The sequence below is a fragment of the Sphingomonas phyllosphaerae genome, from assembly GCF_036946485.1.
Taxonomy (GTDB): Bacteria; Pseudomonadota; Alphaproteobacteria; order Sphingomonadales; family Sphingomonadaceae; genus Sphingomonas; species Sphingomonas phyllosphaerae_E.
Map to the genome: position 1 here is coordinate 928,082 of NZ_JAQIJA010000005.1, position 16,644 is coordinate 944,725.

Genomic DNA, 16,644 nt, shown 5'->3' on the forward strand with positions numbered 1-16,644 from the left:
CTCAATCATGCGATTCGCTGGTCGGTGTCGTCGGCGTCCGCGGTGGCGGCCCGACGGGCGGAAGGCGGCGCGGCCGGAACCGGTGCGGCGCGGTGTTGCTGCTGTTGTTGCTGAGGCGGCTGGCGGTCGCCCTGCGCGGTCGTGCCGCCGGGCTGCGCATGGTGGAGCTTCAGCCCGCGCGCCTCGGCCATTTCGGTCAGCCGCGGCTGCGCATCGGCGAGCATCGCGCGCGTCTGCGGCTGTTCGGCGGTGAGCTGGACCTGCACCGTATCGCCCTCGCGACGCAGCGCGACGTCGATCGCGCCGAGCGCATCGGGGACGACGCGGATGCGCATGTCATTGGCATCGGCCATGTCGCGCAGCTTCTCGATGTGCTGGATCATCGCCGCGGGCCAGTGTGGCTGGCGCATGTCGAGCGTCTGCTGCTGCGTCTGGCCGGTTGCGGTGACCGCGGCGGGGGAGATCGCGGCGGTCGCCTGCGGCTGCGTGACCGGCGCGGTCGGATCCGCGGGACGCGCGCGATCCTCGGCGGTGACGGCGCGGTGGATCGCCTCGGCAAAGGTGCGCGCGGCGGAGGCGATCACCGGTGCCGGTGTCGCCTCGGGCGCGGTCGGTACCGGGGCGGGGGCGGCGCGGGGTGTGTCGCGAACGGCGGGCGCGTCCGGTGCGGGTGCGTCGGTAGCCGGTGTCGCGCCCAGCGGAGCGGGAGCGGCGGCGGCCGGGACGGGTTGCGGGACGGCCGGGGCAGCGGCGAGCGGGGTGGGCGCGTCGACGCGGACCGTCGCGGCGCTGGCGATGATCGGGCCGGGTGCCGCTACCGGCTCGTTGCGGAGCGGCTGCGGTAGCGGATTTGCAGCGCTTTCGCGTGGTGCGGGCGCGATCGGTGCGTCGATTTGCGCGGTCTGCGTCGCGATCGGTGCATCATTTGCGACGTCCGATGCCGGGATCGGCGTCGCGCGTGTCGCTTCGGTGCCGCGCGCGGAGCCGGTTCGGGCCACCGGGAGCGGTGCTTCGGCGATGGGCGGACGCGCCGGGGCTGTTTCGACCGGCGCTGGGGTTGCGGGTGCGGCGGCCGGGGGCGCGATCTCTGCGCGCGAAGTCGGGGCAGCGGCGCGCGGCGCGGCGTCCTGGATGATCGCGGCGGCGGTGTCGACGGTGAGGTCGAGCACCGGAGGCGACGCCGCCTCGCCGGTCGCAGCGATCGCGGCAGGCGCGGCTGCGGTGCGGCGCGGCGCGGGGGCGGCGGTGACGCGCGTTTCCTTGGCCGAAGGCACGGTCGGCGATGCGTCTTGCGGCGCAACGTCTACCCATGCGGGCATGGCCTCGGGCGCGACCTTCGCCTCGGGTGCGGGCGCGGTGGGGGCGGCGTTCTGCGGATGCGGTGTGGGGTCGACCGGCTGTTGCGCGACGCGCGGCATCGGAGGGGCCTTGGCTGGCTGCTGCTGGGCGCGGGGTGTCCGGGGGGCGCTGACCGGTTGCTGCTCGGCGCGCGGAGCCGGCGGGGCGCTGGCCGGCTGCTGCTCGGCATTCGATGCTGGGGCGGCGGTGAGCGGCGGTTGCGACGCCTTCGCCGCTGCCGGCTCGGGTGACGTCGGTGCCGGATCGATCGTGGGGCTTGCGGGAGTGTGTGCGACCGTATCGGGAGTCGGCGCGGTGGCCATCTCCGTCACTGCGGGTGCGGGAGCCGGGGGCGCGGCGACCTGCGTCTGTGCGCCGGCGGTCGCCGACACGTTCATGGGGTCGGCGGACGCAGCCTTCGGCGTCGCGGTCGCGACCGGCGGCAGGGCGGGCGGAGCTGCCGCGAGCACGGCTTGCGCTTCGGCCGCGGGATGCGGGGCGTGGGGCGCATCCGCGTGCGGCGTGGCGAGGGCCGGCGGCGTTTCGACATTCGTTGCGGTCACGTCGGTCGGGACTGTCGGGACCGTCGGCGTTTCGGTCGCGGTCGTCGGTGTCTCGCGATCGTCGGTGGCCGGCGTGGCCGGGTCTGCGATGGCGACGGTCGCGTCTGCTTCACCCTTCCTGAGCGGCAATTGCACCGGCACGTCGGGGGTCACGATCCGCAGGCGCGGACGCGCGGGGGCTTCGGTGCCCGGCTTGGCCTCCGCGCGGGCGGCGACCTTCGGATCGAGGACGGTCGGCGCGGCAAGCTCTTCGTTTGCGGGGAGCGCGGGCGGCGGCGGGGGGACCGCGACGCCGGTCGCATCGGCCAGCCACGCCAGCGCCGCCTCGCCGGTCGGCACCACGGCATCGACCAGCGGCAGCCCGGTGCCGGTACCGGCAAGATCCTGCCGCCCCGGCTCGCCGACGACCGTCGGCACGCCGACCGCAACGCCGTCGCCGCAGCCGGGCAGCACCAGCTTCAGGAAGTCGCCGGTCGCGCCCGCCACCCCCGGCGTGGGCGAGGCCGCACCCGGCAGCATCGCGCCCGGTGCCGTCGTCAGGAGAAGGCTTGCGATCGTGGTCAAAGGTCAGGCCGCTTTCGTGGACAGGGTTCGCCGGCCACCTTGCAAGGAGCGTGCCGTTTATTTCTTCGGGCGCGCGGGCACGTCCTCGAGCGCCTTCATCTCGGCGCGCAGATCGGCGGCGTGCTGCCGCTCCATCAGCTTTTCGACCGCGCTCTGGTCGCGGCGCGCGCCACGCGTCGCCTCGCTGCTGCGTTCGACCTGCGCCTCGGCGGCGCGGACGCGATTCATCGCGGCTTCCGCCGACCGGTGCAGCCGCTCGCGGAAATGCGCGCTGGCGGCGAGATTGACCGCGCCGGCAAAGGTGGAAGGGGCAGGGGCGACCGCATCGGCGAGCTGCGCGATCCGCTGCGCCAGTTGCGTCTCGCTGGTCAGCTGCGCCTGCGTCCGCGCCTCGTCGGCGCGCGCCAGCCCGAGCTGGAGCGTGCGGACGCGGTGCAGGCGCTTCAGTCGCTTGGCGTCAGGCATCGCCGAAGACGCCGACCAGCTCCATCTCGGCATCGGCCAGCGACACCATCTGGTGCGTGTCCTGGCGCACGAATTCCATGATCGCGGGCTGGTAGGCGATCGCGGCGTCGATCGCGGGATCGCTGCCGCTGCGATACGCGCCCATCAGCACGAGGTCGCGGTTTTCCTCATAGGTCGCCAGATGGCGGCGCAGGATGCGCGCGGCCTGCTGGTGATGCTGCGGCACGATGTCGTTCATCACGCGGCTGATCGATTTGGAGATGTCGATCGCCGGATAGACCGCGCGCTCAGCCATCGCGCGGCTCAGCACGATATGCCCGTCGAGGATCGAGCGCGCGGAGTCGACGACCGGATCGTTGCCGTCGTCGCCGTCGGCCAGCACCGTATAGATGCCGGTGATCGACCCGCCGGTGTTCACGTCCGACCCGGCGCGCTCCAGCAAATTGGGGAGCATCGCGATCGCGGAGGGCGGATAGCCGCGCGCCGAGGCCGGCTCGCCCAGCGCCAGCCCGATCTCGCGCCCGGCGTGCGCGACGCGGGTCAGCGAATCGATGATGAGCAGCACGCTCTTGCCCTCGGCGCGGAACGCCTCGGCGATCGCGGTGGCGCGCAGCGCGCCGCGGATGCGCAGCACCGGCGAGTGGTTGGCGGGCACCGCGACGACGACCGAGCGCTTGCGCGCCTCGCCCGCGACCTTGGTTTCGAGGAAGTCGGCGACCTCGCGGCTGCGCTCGCCGATCAGCCCGATGACGACGACATCGGCCTGCGCCGCGCGGACCATCATGCCGAGCAGCACCGACTTGCCGACGCCCGATCCGGCCATGATCCCGACGCGCTGGCCCTGGCCGACGGTGAGCAGCCCGTTGATCGCGCGCACGCCGACGTCCATCGGCGCGAGCACGCGGCCACGGTCGAGCGGCGACTGCATATGCCCGGCGAGCGGCCAGCGCCCCGCGCCGCGGATCGGGCCGAGCCCGTCAATCGGATGGCCCGCGCCGTCGACGACGCGCCCGAGCATCGCCGCGCCGACTTCCGCCTCGCCGGGAGGGCCGAGCGGACGGACGGGGGCGTTGGGGAGCAGGGCGGCGGGGCCACCGAGATTCATCATCAGCGTGCGGCCGTTGCGGAAGCCGATCACCTCGGCCTCGACCTGTTGCCCGCCCTCCGCGCCGATCCTGCAGACGGTGCCGACCGGCAGCGAGAGCCCGACCGCCTCCATCAACAGCCCGTCATAGGACGACAGCCTACCGGCGACGCGCGGCTTCGGCCGCGATCCGGCGAGGGCGAGCGTGCCGAGATAATCCTCGGCGAACTGGTTCAGCACGCCGGCACCGCCGCGCGTTCGATCGCGGTGGACAGCTGATCGAGCCACATCGCCGGGCCATCCTCGACGATCGTCGACGCGGCCTCCATGACGAAGCTGCCGCGTTCGACGCTGTCGTCGGCGACCGGGAAGACGGTGCCGGGCACGCGGCCTTCGAGCAGCGGCAGGTCCTCGGGATGGACGCGCAGCATCGCCGATTCGCTGGCGTCGGCGAGCAGGTCGGTCGCGGCCTCGACGCGCGCGGCGAGCAACGGCGCGGAGACGCCGATCTCACCGACCAATTGCGTCACCAGCATCGTGACCGTGCGGCGCAACGCCTCGGCCAGCGCGACGCGGTCGATCGCGCCGCCGGCCTTCATCGCGCCCGCGACCGCCTCCAGCAGCTCGCGTTCGCGCGACACCACTGCGTCGGCCGCCATCGCGGCGTCGGCGAGCCCTTCGTGATAGCCGGCGATCCGCGCCGCCTCGATCTGTTCGACGCACGCCGGGATCGGCGCATCGGCGTCCAGCATGTCCCAGCCGGCGGTCGGATCGGCATCCGGATCGGCGGGCGAGAAATGGCGCGGCTGGTCGCCCGCCACGTCGTCCGACATTTCCTCGGCCGACGACGGCGCGGGTGGACGCGCGCCGAACGCCTGTTCGATGCGCGCGATCAGGTCCGCCGGCGTGAAGCCCGGCGCGATCCCGGATTGCGCGCGCGTGCGGCTGAGCGCCGCGGCATCGGCGCGCGATGGCATACCACTGACGAAATCCGCCTCAGACATAATCGTCGTCGCCTGCCCCCAGATTGATCGTGCCGTCCTTGGCAAGGTTGCGCGCGATCTGGATGATCGCCTTTTGCGCCTCGAGCACTTCGCTCAGCTTCATCGGCCCGCGTGCTTCCATATCGTCGCGGATGCCCGATGCGGCGCGTGCGGACATGCAGCCTAGGATGCGGTTGCGCGCCGCCTCGTCCACGCCCTTCAGCGCGCGGCCCAAAGTATCGCCGTCGACGTTGCGGATGAGCGTGCCCAGCCCCTTGTCGTCCAGCTCCAGCAGGTTGTCGAAGACGAACATCGCCTCCTCGATCTGCCGCGCGATGTCGCGGTCCATCTTGAGCAGCTTGGGCATGACGCGCTGTTCGGTCGACTTGCGCGCGCCCTGCAGGATCTTCGCCGCCTCGCGCGCGCCGCCCAGCTGGAGCGCGGTGGAGGACGCCCCGCCGCCACCGCTCGCGCCGCCGCCGCCGGTGCGGCTGGCGATCAGCGTGCGCAGCGCGTCGACCGCGTCGGGGGTGATCGGCCCGAGCCGCGCGATGCGGTGCAGGATGTCGGGCTGCACCAGCTCGGGCAGCAGTTCGAGCACCTGGCTGCCGATCGACGGATCGAGATTGGCGATCATCACCGCGCAGATCTGCGGATGCTCCTTGTCGAGCATCGCGGCGATCTCCTTGGCGTCGAGCCAGTCGAGCAGGTCGATCTCGCACACCGCCTCGGCCGGGGTGATCTGCGCCAGCACGCTCTCGGCCTTGTCGCGGCCGAGCGCGCGCGTCATCACCGCCTCGACCTTCGGGCCGGGGTTGAAGGTGATGCCGGTGCGCTCGCGGGCCTTGCCGACGAAATCGTCGAGCACCAGCTCGACCTCTTCCTCGCTGACGTCGGCGACCGCGAACATGGCGGTGCCGAGCTTGCGGACCTCTTCGGGATCGAGCTTCTGGAGGATCGCGGCGGCCTCTTCCTCGCCGACGAGCATCATCAGCACCGCGGCGCGCTCGACGCCGGTGAAGACCCGCGGGGCGGTGGCGACCTCGGTCACGGCTTGGCGTCCGCGCCGAGCATGTCGCGCACCGCCAGCGCCGCGCGCGCCGGATTGTCGCGCGTGAAGCCGCGCACCGCGTCGATCCGCTCCTCGTAGCTCTGGCTGGTCTCGATCTGGTCGAGGCTGACCGGCGGCTGGACCGCGATCTGCTCGCCATCCGCGCCCTCGCCCTCGCCGGCTTCGCCCGACGCATCGGTCAATGCCGCGCCATCGCGCTTCGCGCCGTCCGCCAGCGCGGCGGCGTCCTTGTCGGCGGTGGCATCCTCGCGCTTCTTCATCAGCGCCTTGGCGATCGGGCGCACGCCGAGCAGCAGCACCAGCAATGCGATGACGAGCGCGGTCAGGTTGCGCGCGAGCATCGGCACCAGCGCATTGTCGTACCATTTGGGCGCGGCGCTCGCGTCGGCACTGGCATCGGCGAACTTGCGGCTGATGACGGTGACATTGTCGTTGCGCGACTGGTCGAAGCCGACCGCGCTCTTCACCAGATCGTTGATCTGCTGGATCTCCATCGCGGTGCGCTTGGTCTTCTCCGGATCGCGCAGCAGCACCGCGACCGACAGCCGCTTGATGTTGCCCGGCGCGGCGCGTGTGACCGAGACTTCCTTGTTCAGGTCATAGGCGCGCTGGAACGCGTCGGTCTGCTTGGCGGGATCGGGTGCGGGGCCGCCGGCGGTCGGCTGCGGCGCGGGCGTGCCGGGGTTGCCGGTCGCGGGCTGCGGCGTGGAAAGCTGCGAGGCGGGCGGGGGCGTGTTGCTCAGCGCGCCGGGGATGCCCGACGGCGGCGCGTTGGTCGCCATGTTGCCGGTCCAATTGCCGGTTTCGGCGCGCAGCCGGCCTTCCTTGTCGTAGCTTTCGCGGGTCGCGCTGGTTTCGTCGAGGTTGACGTCGGCCTGTACCTCGGCGGTGAAATTGCCCGCGCCGACCAGCGGCGTGAGCAGCTGGATCAGTTGCTGGCGGTATTTGTCCTCGACGCGGCGCTGGAATTCGATGCGCCTGTCGTTGGCGCTGTCGGGGCCGTCGCCCGACTTGGTGAGCAGCCCGCCCATCTGGTCGACGATCGTCACCGCATCGGGCTTCAGCCCCGGCACCGACGAGGCGACGAGGTTGACGATCGACTGGACCTGCGCGTCGCTCAGCGAGCGGCCGCCCTGCAACTTGACGACCACCGACGCCGACGGCGCGGCATTGTCGCGCACGAACACGCTTGCCTCGGGCATCGCGAGATGGACGCGCGCCTCGGCGACCGCATCGATCTCCTGGATCGAGCGCGCCAGCTCGGTCTCGCGCGCCTGGCGAAGCCGTTCGCCCTCGACCGCGCGGCTGACGCCCATCGGCAGCTCGTCGAGGATCGCGTACCCGCCCGGCGCGGCCTTGGGCAGACCCTGCCCGGCGAGCAGCAGCCGCGCCTTGGAATAATCCTCCTCGTTGACGGTCAGCGTGCCCGCCGAATCGTCGATATGGCTGGGGATGTTCGCCGCCGACAGCGCGGTGGTGACCGCGGCCTTGTCCGAATCGGGCAGCCCCGAGAACAGCGTCTTCTGCGGCGGGGTCGACAACGCCGACCAGGCGAGCCCGGCCGCGCCGATCAGCCCGACCATCAACGCCATCGGTCCGGCGCGCCGCACTGCGGGCTGCGCCATCACGCCCTGGATCTGGCGCAGCGGGTTGGCGAACTTCTCCGGGACCAGCGTGACCGGCACCGGGTTCTGCGGGGTGAGAGCGTTGCTCATATCAGACCGGCATGCTCATGATGTCCTTGTACGCGGACAGGATCTTGTTGCGGACCTGCAGGGTGGCCTCGAAGCCGACCGACGCTTCCTGACGGGCGAGCATCACCTTGGCGATGTCGACGGTCTCGCCGCGTTCGTATTGCTCCGACAGCGCCGAGGCCTTTTGCTGGCCGTCGTTCACCTTGGCGATCGCCGACTGCATCGTGTCGGCGAAGCTGGTCGCGTTCGCCGCGCCGCCCGCCGCCGGGGCGGGGGCGGCCGAGGCCGCGCCGCTGGTGCGGTTCAGGGCGGCGTTGCGCTCGAGGATCTGCGCGCGCAGCGCCATCACCCGGTCGACGCCGCCGACGCCTCCGATCGCGCTCATGCCGACAGCATCCGGCTGGTGCCGGCGGCGAGATCGTCACCCTGCTCGCGCGCCTTGGCGAGGCGATAGCGCAGTGTGCGCTCGGAGATGCCGAGCCGCTTGGCGGTCTCGATCCGGCTGCCGCCGCACGCCGCCAGCGTCTCGCGGATCGCGGCGAATTCGGAGAATTGCACGACCTGCCCCAGCGTATTGTCGTCGCCGCCGCCCAGCGGTGCGACGCGCGGTGCGGGCGAAGGACGGTCGAAGACGATGTGATCGACCTCGATCGTGTCGCCGCCCGCGAACAGCAAAGCGCGCTGGATCACGTTCTCCAGCTCGCGGACGTTGCCCGGCCAGTCGTGCGCGACCAGCTTGGCGATCGCCGCATCGCTCGGCCACGGTACCGACGGACGGTTGCCGGCGTGGCGCAGGATCATCGTCGCGGCGAGCGCGGGAATGTCCTGCGGCCGCTCGGCGAGCGCGCGGGTCGACAGCGGGAAGACCGACAGGCGGTAGTAAAGATCGGCGCGGAACCGGCCCGCCGCCACTTCGGCCTGCAGGTCGCGGTTGGCGCAGGCGACAACGCGGACGTCGACCGGCTGCGGCATGGTCGCGCCGATCGGCACCACCTCGCGCTCCTGCAAGACGCGCAGCAGCTTGGCCTGGAGGTTGAGCGGCATCTCGGCGATCTCGTCGAGCAGCAAGGTGCCGCCGTTCGCGGCGCGGAAGAAGCCCTCGCCGCCCGACGACGCGCCGGTGAACGCGCCCTTCTGGTGGCCGAACAGCATCGCCTCCAGCATCGTCTCGGGCAAAGCGGCGCAGTTGATCGCGACGAACGGGCCGTCGCGACGCTCGGAGTTCAGGTGGATGGTGCGCGCCAGCACTTCCTTGCCGGTGCCGGTCGGGCCGTTGATCAGCACGGTGATGTCGGCCTGCGCGACGCGCTCGGCCAGCGCCAGCAGCGCCAGCGACTCGGGATCGGCGGCGGTGGGCAGCTCGGGTCCGCCGATCAGCGCGCGCGCAAAGGCGTTGCCGACCGCGGCATCCTCATGGCCATAGGCGATGCGCGCCGGCTGACCATCGCGGAACGGGATCACCTCGCGCCCGGTGTTGCCGACGATCAGCGTGCGCGCCGGGGCGGGCACCGCCTCGCCCTCGGCGACGAGATAGGCGACGTTCGGCTGCGGCCGCGCGGCGGGGGCCTGCACGGCGAAGCCCTGCGCGCGCAGCGAGGACACGAGCGTCAGGTGCGCGCGCTCCACGGTGGCTGTCGGCATGATCGAACGCATGGCGAGTATTTCCCTCGAATCAGTGCGACGGTGATGCGGCCGGGGTGGTTAACGCGCGGTATAATTGCCGCCGTTGCCGGCAGACTTTTTCCGGGCGCCCGGGGCGCCCGCGCGCGCGTACACGTAGGGGGAAGTGGGGGGGCGGCGGCGGCCTGCCGGTCGCAGAAATTCTGCGACGAAAAGCGCTAAAGGTCCGGCGCGGACAGCCGTTTGATGCGGTGACGGCACGGCCACCTGCTCATTCGGGGGCGGCGGGACGGGCCGGTAAGATGGAGATTTTCCCATGACCGTGATCAACACCAACACCTCGGCGATGCGCGCGACCAACGCTTCGACCGCCGCCAGCAAGGCGCTGTCGACCTCGATGGAGCGCCTGTCGACCGGCAAGCGCATCAACTCGGCAAAGGACGACGCCGCCGGCCTCGCGATCGCCAACCGCATGGCGAGCCAGACCAAGAGCATGGCGATGGCCGTCCGCAACGCCAACGACGGCATCAGCCTGGCGCAGACCGCCGAAGGCGCGATGGGCGAAGTGACCAACATGCTGACCCGCATGAAGGAACTGGCCACCCAGTCGGCCAACGGCACGCTGCAGGACTCGGACCGCACCGCGCTTCAGTCGGAAATGACCCAGCTCACCGCCGAAGTGAACAACGTCGCGAAGACGACCTCGTTCAACGGCGTCAACCTGCTCGACGGCAGTTCCAGCTCGGTCAAGCTGCAGACTGGCATCAACTCGAACCAGACGATCAGCATGGCGCTGACCGACACGCGCGCTTCAACGCTCGGCCTGACGGCGGCGGTCAAGGGTACGGCTGTTACCGCCACCGCGCTCGCCGCCGGCGCTGTGGTTGTGAACGGGCAGGACATTGGCGTGGTTGCAGCCGCTGACAAGGACGCCAGCAAGATTGCGACCGCGATCAACTCGGCGGTGTCGAACGTCACCGCGACCGCCAAGAACAGCGTCACCGCCAGCGTCGGCACGCCGACTACCGGCAACACCCTGACCGTCGGCTCGACCGTCGTCACGATGACTGACAACGAAAAGGATGCCGCATCGGTCGCCGCCAAGATCAACGCCACGCTTGCGGGGGTTTCGGGCAACAAGATCGCTGCCACGACCGACAGCACGGGTAAGCTGGTCCTTACCAGCAGCGACGGCAGCAACATTGGGCTGACCGACACCAACAGCATCCTGTCGGGTGCCAAGGACGGCCTGGGCAACTCGGTGACGACCGGCTCGACCGCTGTGACCGTTCGCGGCAACGTGTCGATCGAAGCGGCTTCGGGTACCGCGTTGACGATCTCGGGTACCGCGGTGGGAGACGCCGGCTTGACGGCGGCCAGCACCTCGGCGATCTCGATCTCGTCGCAGACCGGCGCGTCGGCAGCGATGTCGGTGATCGACGGCGCGCTCGACAAGATCTCGTCGGCTCGTGGCACGATGGGTGCGGCGCAGAACCGGCTGGAATCGACGGTCAACAACCTGACCACCACCGCGACCAACCTGTCGGACGCCAAGAGCCGTATCGAGGACGCCGACTTCTCGACCGAGACGACCGCGCTCGCCAAGGCGCAGATCCTCGGCCAGGCCTCGACCGCGATGCTGGCGCAGGCCAACCAGTCGCAGCAGGGCGTAATGAAGCTGCTCGGCTAAGTCCGGCAGCCGACCACCGGCCTCTCGCCCCCGATCAGAGCGGGGCCGGTGCCGGACAAGAAGACCCCCGTCAGCCGGATGGCTGGCGGGGGTTTTCGCTGTTTGCGGCCGGGGACTCGCCCCGCACATCGTCGCCCCTGCGCAGGCAGGGGCCTATCGCTGTTTCGTCCGGGTGAGCGGCGAGACACAGGCGGGTCGGTGCGTGTGTCGGCGTCACGCAAGACGAAACAGACATGGGCCCCTGCCTGCGCAGGGGCGACGGCGCGTGGCGTTGATGGCAGCTTCTCTTGCGCGGTCGTCAGCTTCCATCCGCTTCGTGCGGGGCGGCAAGTCCGGTATGACGACGATGGTGCGAGTGAATCGTCGCGCGTCGTCGTTATGCGCGCTTCCGTCGGGATGCCGGCTTCTTCCTGACCGGCGCTCTCCGCCCTGCCGCGACGCCGAGCATCGCCCAGTCGCGCAATGCCTCGGGATCGTCGTGGCACTCCTCGGGCGCGCGCCGGTAGTTCATCGACGCCGTCGTCCCGTCGCTGCGCTCATGCGTGAAGCGCGCGCAGCCCGCCGCATCCCATGTCGCGTCGCTCTCGGCATCGCCCTTGAACCACAGGCTGCCATCGCCGCCGACGATCGCGAAGACCACGCCGTCGAGGTAGAGCGTCGCGCCGCCCATCATCCGGCGGTGCGTGACGCTGCCCTCCGCGGCGAGCGCCTCCGCGACCCAGTCGACCAATCCGCGATTCAGCGCCATCGTCTCAATGCCCCGCCGTCAGCTTCAGCCCGGCGATACATCCGACCGCGCCGAGGATCAGCAGCAGCCGCACCGGTGTCGCCGCCTCGCCGTAGAAGACGATGCCGGTCAGCACGGTGCCGAGCGCGCCGATCCCGGTCCACACCGCATAGGCGGTGCCCATCGGGATGCTGCGCGCCGCGACCTCCAGCAGCAGCATCGACATCGATACCGAGGCGAGGAAGGCGAGCGTCCAGCCGATGTGGCGGAAGCCGTCGGCGTTGCGCAGGCAGGTGGTGAAGCCGACCTCGAACAGCCCGCCGACGACCAGCCAGACCCACGCCATCAGCCGCGCCCCGCCAGCGTGCGCAACGCCGCGCCGTCGACGCGCTGCACGGTCCATTCACCTTGCGCGACCGCACCCTTGGCGCGGTAGAAGTCGATCGCGGGGGTGTTCCAGTCGAGCACCCACCATTCGAAGCGCGCATAGCCGCGGTCGACCGCGATGCCGGCCAGCGCCTTCAGCAGCGCCGCGCCCGCGCCCTGCCCGCGTGCTTCGGGCGCGATGTAGAGGTCGTCGAGCCAGATGCCGCGCTTGCCGGTCCAGGTCGAGAAGGTGAGATAGAAGATCGCGAAGCCGACCGCGCGGCCATCCAGCTCGGCGATCAGCGCCTCGGCGGCCGGGGCGGTGCCGAACAGCGCGTCGTGGAGCATCGGCTCGGTCGTCTCGACCGCGTCGGGTGCTTTCTCGAACGCGGCGAGATCGCGGACGAAGCCGAGCATCGTCGGGACATCGGCGGGGGTGGCAGGGCGGATAACAAGCGTCATGCGCGCGGGTGTATCGTCTCGGACGCGTCCGCCCAACCCTCTCACGTTATCCCGGATCAAGTCCGGGGCGACGGTGAAGGAACTACGCCGCGCCCTCCAGCGCCCCCTGCGGCACCGCGCGCCGCCGCGCCGCGTACAGGCACGCCGCGACGATCACGCCGGCACCCGCCAGCGTCGTCGGCGCGACCCGCTCGCCGAAGCACAGCCAGCCGAGCACCGCGGCATAGACGAACGACGTATATTCGGTGGTCGCCAGAAACCCCGCCTCGGCATGGGCATAGGCCCAGCCGAGCAGGAACAGCGAACCGGTCGCGAGCAGCGCGGCGACCGCCACCTTCCACCACAGCGCGGGCGCGGGCAGCATTGCCAGCCACGGCGCGGCGCACAGCAGCAGCGTGGCGGTGACCGCCGACTGGACGAAGGCGATCTCGCGTGGGCTCGCGGCCTGGCTCTGGAGCCGCGCGACGATCAGGTTCGCGGCGTAGAGGATCGCCGAGCCGAGGATCGCGCCCGCGCCGGCAAGCGCCTCCGGGCCGAGGGTCATCCGCGTCTGCCCGGCGAGGATCACCGCCACCCCGGCGAGCGCCGCAACCGACGCCATCACCACCCGTGCGCCGACGCGCTCGCCCAGCAACCACGCGCCGAGCAGCAAGGCGAGCAGCGGCGCGATATAGGTCAGCGCGATCGCCTGCGCCATCGGCACGCGCGCCAGCCCCCAGAAGAACAACAGCGCCATCGCGGTGGTCAGCGCGCCGCGCGCCAGATGCAGCCTGAGCGCGCGCGCGCCGATCCTGCGCCCGCCGCCGAGGCGCCACGCCGCGCCGCCGATCGCGGTCTGGAGCAGCGTCCGCCACAGCAGCGCATTGTAGACGCCGATCGCCAGCACCAGCGACTTCATGAACGCGTCCATGACCGAGAACAGCCCGATCCCGCCTGCCGCGACGCCGAGCGCCAGTGCGGGGGAGAGGTGGCGTGGGGTGGTCAACGGATCAGGCGAACGTCGACGTCGCCGTCGAACGCCTGCCAGACGCGGTCGGCGGTCACGACGGTAGCGCGATGGACGATGCCGAGCGCCAGACAGGCGCGGTCGGCGAAGGACAGGCACAACGCCTGGGCGCGGGGGTGAAGCGCGGCGCTGACCCGAGCCTGTTCGCTGTCGAAGGAGGCGATCACCACTTCAAGGCGACGCAAGCTGTCCAGCACCGCCCCGGCGTCTATGCCACGGCGGACACATTTGTGGAGCACTTCATCGAGATTGACCGCCGAGAGCAGCGCGCCGCGTACGAACGGCAGCGCGACATCACTGCCTGCTTCGTCGAATAACAACGCCAGCAGCGCGGACGAATCGAAGACGATCGTCACGCTGCCGATGCCGCGTCCGCGTCACCTTCGCGGCGCTGTTCCTCTCGGCGGCCGGCGAGCAGATCGTCGACGATACTTCCATGTGCATCACGGAACGGACGGAAGATGTCCTGCACCTCCCGGACGACCTGGGCGTGCGTCCTGAGGACCATTCCGCCTTGTGCGTCACGGTCGATGACGACCATGTCGCCGTCTTTGATGCCCAACTCGCGGCGCAGGTCGGCAGGGATGACGATCTTGCCGCCCGCGATCACCTTCGCATGATAGGTCATGTCAGGTCCTCCAGGACCTGATGCATAGCACAAGACCTACGCCGCTGCCAGTTTCGCCGCCGCGTCCGACGCCTCGATCTCTGCCGCCTTCGCCTCGACCAGCTTGACGATATGGTCGATCATGTCGGCGTCCTGCACATGATGGTCGGTGACGCCCGACAGATAGACCATGTGCTTGCCGTTGCCGCCGCCGGTGATGCCGATGTCGGTCTCGCGCGCCTCACCGGGGCCGTTGACGACGCAGCCGAGCACCGACAGGCTCATCGGGGTGCGGATGTGCTGGAGCCGTTCCTCCAGCGCCTGCACGGTGCGGATCACGTCGAAGCCCTGCCGCGCGCAGCTGGGGCAGCTCACCACGCGCACGCCGCGGTTGCGGATGCCGAGCGCCTTGAGGATCTCGAACCCGACGCGGACTTCCTCTTCGGGCTCGGCCGACAGCGAGACGCGGATCGTGTCGCCGATCCCGAACCACAGGAGCGAGCCGAGCCCGATCGACGACTTCACCGTCCCGCCGATCAGCCCGCCGGCCTCGGTGATGCCGAGATGGAGCGGGCAGTCGGTCGCCTCGGCGAGCCCCTGATAGGCGGCGACCGCGAGGAACACGTCCGACGCCTTCACCGCGACCTTATATTCATGGAAGTCGTGGTCCTGGAGCAGCTTGATATGGTCGAGCGCCGATTCAACCAGCGCCTCCGGGCACGGCTCGCCGTATTTTTCGAGCAGGTCCTTCTCCAGCGACCCGGCGTTGACGCCGATGCGGATCGCGCAGCCGTTGGCCTTGGCGGCGCGCACCACCTCCGCGACCCGATCGGACGAGCCGATGTTGCCGGGATTGATGCGCAGGCACGCCGCGCCGGCGTCGGCGGCCTCGAGCGCGCGCTTGTAGTGGAAATGGATGTCGGCGACGATCGGCACCTTCGCGGCGCGCACGATCTGGCCGAGCGCGGCGGTGGAGGCGGTGTCGGGACAACTGACGCGGATGATGTCCGCCCCGGCCTCCTCGCAGCGGCGGATCTGGTCGATCGTCGCGGCGGCATCCTCGGTCGGGGTATTGGTCATCGTCTGCACGGTGACCGGAGCATCCCCGCCGACGGGGACATTGCCGACCATGATCTGGCGGCTGGGACGACGCGCGATATCGCGCCACGGACGGATCGACATGCGCGCCATATACGCGTGTGGCGTGGCAGTTCAAAGTCGCGGCGCGCGCTTACTGGTGCTAGGCGACCGCAAATGCAGCGTCATTACGGCCTGGACTGGCTCCGCATCGGGGCCTTTGCGATCCTGATCCTCTATCATGTCGGCATGGTGTTCGTGCCGTGGGACTTCCATGCGAAGCTGCCCGGCGCGTGGTGGGTGGCGGTGCCGATGATGGCGTCGAACCCGTGGCGGCTGGCGCTGCTGTTCCTCGTGTCGGGCTATGCGAGCCGGGCGCTGATGCTGCGCAACAAGGCGCCGTGGCGGTTCGCGCGGCAGCGCTCGCTCAGGCTACTGGTGCCGTTGATCTTCGGCGTGGCGGTGATCGTCCCGGTGCAGCCGTGGGTCGAGCTTTCGCAGAAATATGGCTATCCGCACGGCTTCGGGCACTTCTGGGTGCACGATTATTTCCGGTTCGCCCAGATCGAGCCGCTGTTTCTGCCGACGTGGAACCACCTGTGGTTCGTCGCCTATCTGTGGGTCTATACGTTGGTGCTCGCCGCGGGCGCGTTGCTGCTGCCGCGGGCGGTGCGGCGGGCGATACAGGCCGGGTTCGCGTGGATGGTGCTGGTCAGCTTCTGGCTGTTCCCGGGCGGGCGCGAGACGCATGCGCTGATCGACGACTGGGTCGCGCACTTCAGCTACTTTCCGTTCTTCCTGTTCGGCTATGCGCTGGCGTGTGCGCCGGAGACGCTGGCGGCGCTGGTCGCGCGCTGGAAGCCGTCGGCGGCGATCGCGCTGGTCGCCTATGCCGTGGTCGCGGGGATCGAGATCCGCTGGCCGGGGAGCCGGATGCCATACCCGTGGGGGATCGTCTTCTCGGTGGCGCGTTCGGTCGAGGGCTGGGCGGCGGTCGCGGCGCTGATCGGCTATGCCGACGGGCATTGGAACCGCGACCGCAAGTGGCGGCGGATGCTGACCGAGGCGGTGTTCCCCTTCTACATCGTCCACCAGTCGATCATCGTGCTGGTCGCCTTCTGGCTCGCGCCGTTCGCGCTGCCGGGCGGGGTGGCGTTTGCGGTGCTGGTCGCGGCGACGCTGGCGGGCTGCTGGGCCTTCTATCTGGGTGGGCGTGCGATCGGGCCGCTGCGCCCGTTGATCGGGCTGCGGCGACATGCGTCGCGGCGGACGCATGTCGATCCGCGGCCGGCGATCGTTTGAGTAGCGGTGACCTGCCTTCTTCCG

General features: G+C 70.6%; 17 protein-coding genes. 2 read left to right on the forward strand and 15 right to left on the reverse strand.

The genetic code is table 11. From position 1 onward, the window contains the following. Positions 1-5: 5 nt before the first annotated feature. The 8 genes from PGN16_RS13060 to PGN16_RS13095 all read right to left on the reverse strand — a co-directional run bounded on the left by PGN16_RS13060 (position 6) and on the right by PGN16_RS13095 (position 9,416). Positions 6-2,420: a flagellar hook-length control protein FliK gene (locus PGN16_RS13060; RefSeq protein WP_335309823.1), complete on the reverse strand. Its 2,415-nt coding sequence runs from the start codon at positions 2,418-2,420 to the stop codon at positions 6-8. 102 nt (positions 2,421-2,522) lie between these two features. Further along, entirely contained in the window at positions 2,523-2,930 is a 408-nt protein-coding gene (locus tag PGN16_RS13065) for a hypothetical protein (protein WP_335309824.1), read from the reverse strand. Then, positions 2,923-4,254, reverse strand: coding sequence for a FliI/YscN family ATPase (locus PGN16_RS13070; RefSeq protein WP_335309825.1), 1,332 nt, complete (start codon positions 4,252-4,254; stop codon positions 2,923-2,925). The genes PGN16_RS13065 and PGN16_RS13070 overlap by 8 nt, the downstream gene beginning before the upstream one ends. Next, on the reverse strand, positions 4,248-5,018 hold the full coding sequence (locus tag PGN16_RS13075) for a FliH/SctL family protein (RefSeq protein WP_335309826.1): 771 nt from the start codon (positions 5,016-5,018) through the stop codon (positions 4,248-4,250). Before PGN16_RS13075 ends, PGN16_RS13070 begins: the two co-directional genes overlap by 7 nt. Further along, the gene (fliG, locus tag PGN16_RS13080; RefSeq protein WP_335309827.1) at positions 5,011-6,048 is read right to left on the reverse strand and encodes a flagellar motor switch protein FliG; all 1,038 of its coding nucleotides are present in this window, start codon (positions 6,046-6,048) and stop codon (positions 5,011-5,013) included. Before fliG ends, PGN16_RS13075 begins: the two co-directional genes overlap by 8 nt. Further along, on the reverse strand, positions 6,045-7,784 hold the full coding sequence (fliF, locus tag PGN16_RS13085; RefSeq protein WP_335309828.1) for a flagellar basal-body MS-ring/collar protein FliF: 1,740 nt from the start codon (positions 7,782-7,784) through the stop codon (positions 6,045-6,047). The genes fliG and fliF overlap by 4 nt, the downstream gene beginning before the upstream one ends. A gap of 1 nt (position 7,785) precedes the next feature. Continuing rightward, the gene (gene fliE / locus PGN16_RS13090) at positions 7,786-8,148 is read right to left on the reverse strand and encodes a flagellar hook-basal body complex protein FliE (RefSeq protein ID WP_335309829.1); all 363 of its coding nucleotides are present in this window, start codon (positions 8,146-8,148) and stop codon (positions 7,786-7,788) included. After that, positions 8,145-9,416: a sigma-54 interaction domain-containing protein gene (locus tag PGN16_RS13095; RefSeq protein ID WP_335309830.1), complete on the reverse strand. Its 1,272-nt coding sequence runs from the start codon at positions 9,414-9,416 to the stop codon at positions 8,145-8,147. The genes fliE and PGN16_RS13095 overlap by 4 nt, the downstream gene beginning before the upstream one ends. Before the next feature lie 283 nt (positions 9,417-9,699). Between PGN16_RS13095 and PGN16_RS13100 the strand changes: the two genes are divergently transcribed. Continuing rightward, positions 9,700-11,073 carry a flagellin N-terminal helical domain-containing protein gene (locus tag PGN16_RS13100; RefSeq protein WP_335309831.1) on the forward strand — a complete coding sequence of 458 codons (1,374 nt, stop codon included), beginning with the start codon at positions 9,700-9,702 and terminating at the stop codon, positions 11,071-11,073. Between the two features lie 376 nt (positions 11,074-11,449). Here the strand turns inward: PGN16_RS13100 and PGN16_RS13105 are convergent, their stop codons facing one another. The 7 genes from PGN16_RS13105 to ispG all read right to left on the reverse strand — a co-directional run bounded on the left by PGN16_RS13105 (position 11,450) and on the right by ispG (position 15,423). Continuing rightward, the gene (locus PGN16_RS13105) at positions 11,450-11,821 is read right to left on the reverse strand and encodes a TfoX/Sxy family protein (protein ID WP_335309832.1); all 372 of its coding nucleotides are present in this window, start codon (positions 11,819-11,821) and stop codon (positions 11,450-11,452) included. A gap of 4 nt (positions 11,822-11,825) precedes the next feature. Further along, positions 11,826-12,146 (reverse strand): DMT family transporter, encoded by a 321-nt coding sequence (locus PGN16_RS13110; RefSeq protein WP_335309833.1) that lies wholly within the window; start codon positions 12,144-12,146, stop codon positions 11,826-11,828. Then, complete coding sequence (locus PGN16_RS13115; protein WP_335309834.1) at positions 12,146-12,628, reverse strand: GNAT family N-acetyltransferase; 483 nt, start codon at positions 12,626-12,628, stop codon at positions 12,146-12,148. The genes PGN16_RS13110 and PGN16_RS13115 overlap by 1 nt, the downstream gene beginning before the upstream one ends. 82 nt (positions 12,629-12,710) lie before the next feature. Beyond that, positions 12,711-13,613 (reverse strand): DMT family transporter, encoded by a 903-nt coding sequence (locus tag PGN16_RS13120; protein WP_335309835.1) that lies wholly within the window; start codon positions 13,611-13,613, stop codon positions 12,711-12,713. After that, a complete protein-coding gene (locus PGN16_RS13125; RefSeq protein WP_335309836.1) occupies positions 13,610-13,990 on the reverse strand; it encodes a type II toxin-antitoxin system VapC family toxin in 381 nt (126 codons plus the stop codon). The genes PGN16_RS13120 and PGN16_RS13125 overlap by 4 nt, the downstream gene beginning before the upstream one ends. After that, positions 13,987-14,262 (reverse strand): AbrB/MazE/SpoVT family DNA-binding domain-containing protein, encoded by a 276-nt coding sequence (locus tag PGN16_RS13130; protein ID WP_335309837.1) that lies wholly within the window; start codon positions 14,260-14,262, stop codon positions 13,987-13,989. Before PGN16_RS13130 ends, PGN16_RS13125 begins: the two co-directional genes overlap by 4 nt. A 36-nt stretch (positions 14,263-14,298) precedes the next feature. After that, complete coding sequence (gene ispG, locus PGN16_RS13135; RefSeq protein ID WP_335309838.1) at positions 14,299-15,423, reverse strand: flavodoxin-dependent (E)-4-hydroxy-3-methylbut-2-enyl-diphosphate synthase; 1,125 nt, start codon at positions 15,421-15,423, stop codon at positions 14,299-14,301. Positions 15,424-15,495: 72 nt separating this feature from the next. Between ispG and PGN16_RS13140 the strand changes: the two genes are divergently transcribed. Further along, positions 15,496-16,620, forward strand: a complete 1,125-nt coding sequence (locus PGN16_RS13140; RefSeq protein WP_335309839.1) for an acyltransferase family protein — start codon at positions 15,496-15,498, stop codon at positions 16,618-16,620. The last annotated feature ends 24 nt before the right edge of the window (positions 16,621-16,644 follow it).

What these genes read in the sequence shown, in the direction of transcription:
- PGN16_RS13060 (WP_335309823.1), bottom strand. Translation starts at nt 2,420, where the DNA reads ATGCTGCCGGGTGCGGCCTCGCCCACGCCGGGGGTGGCGGGCGCGACC.
- PGN16_RS13065 (WP_335309824.1), bottom strand. Translation starts at nt 2,930, where the DNA reads ATGCCTGACGCCAAGCGACTGAAGCGCCTGCACCGCGTCCGCACGCTC.
- PGN16_RS13075 (WP_335309826.1), bottom strand. Translation starts at nt 5,018, where the DNA reads ATGTCTGAGGCGGATTTCGTCAGTGGTATGCCATCGCGCGCCGATGCC.
- fliF (WP_335309828.1), bottom strand. Translation starts at nt 7,784, where the DNA reads ATGAGCAACGCTCTCACCCCGCAGAACCCGGTGCCGGTCACGCTGGTC.
- fliE (WP_335309829.1), bottom strand. Translation starts at nt 8,148, where the DNA reads ATGAGCGCGATCGGAGGCGTCGGCGGCGTCGACCGGGTGATGGCGCTG.
- PGN16_RS13095 (WP_335309830.1), bottom strand. Translation starts at nt 9,416, where the DNA reads ATGCGTTCGATCATGCCGACAGCCACCGTGGAGCGCGCGCACCTGACG.
- PGN16_RS13100 (WP_335309831.1), top strand. Translation starts at nt 9,700, where the DNA reads ATGACCGTGATCAACACCAACACCTCGGCGATGCGCGCGACCAACGCT.
- PGN16_RS13105 (WP_335309832.1), bottom strand. Translation starts at nt 11,821, where the DNA reads ATGGCGCTGAATCGCGGATTGGTCGACTGGGTCGCGGAGGCGCTCGCC.
- PGN16_RS13110 (WP_335309833.1), bottom strand. Translation starts at nt 12,146, where the DNA reads ATGGCGTGGGTCTGGCTGGTCGTCGGCGGGCTGTTCGAGGTCGGCTTC.
- PGN16_RS13115 (WP_335309834.1), bottom strand. Translation starts at nt 12,628, where the DNA reads ATGACGCTTGTTATCCGCCCTGCCACCCCCGCCGATGTCCCGACGATG.
- PGN16_RS13130 (WP_335309837.1), bottom strand. Translation starts at nt 14,262, where the DNA reads ATGACCTATCATGCGAAGGTGATCGCGGGCGGCAAGATCGTCATCCCT.
- ispG (WP_335309838.1), bottom strand. Translation starts at nt 15,423, where the DNA reads ATGTCGATCCGTCCGTGGCGCGATATCGCGCGTCGTCCCAGCCGCCAG.
- PGN16_RS13140 (WP_335309839.1), top strand. Translation starts at nt 15,496, where the DNA reads ATGCAGCGTCATTACGGCCTGGACTGGCTCCGCATCGGGGCCTTTGCG.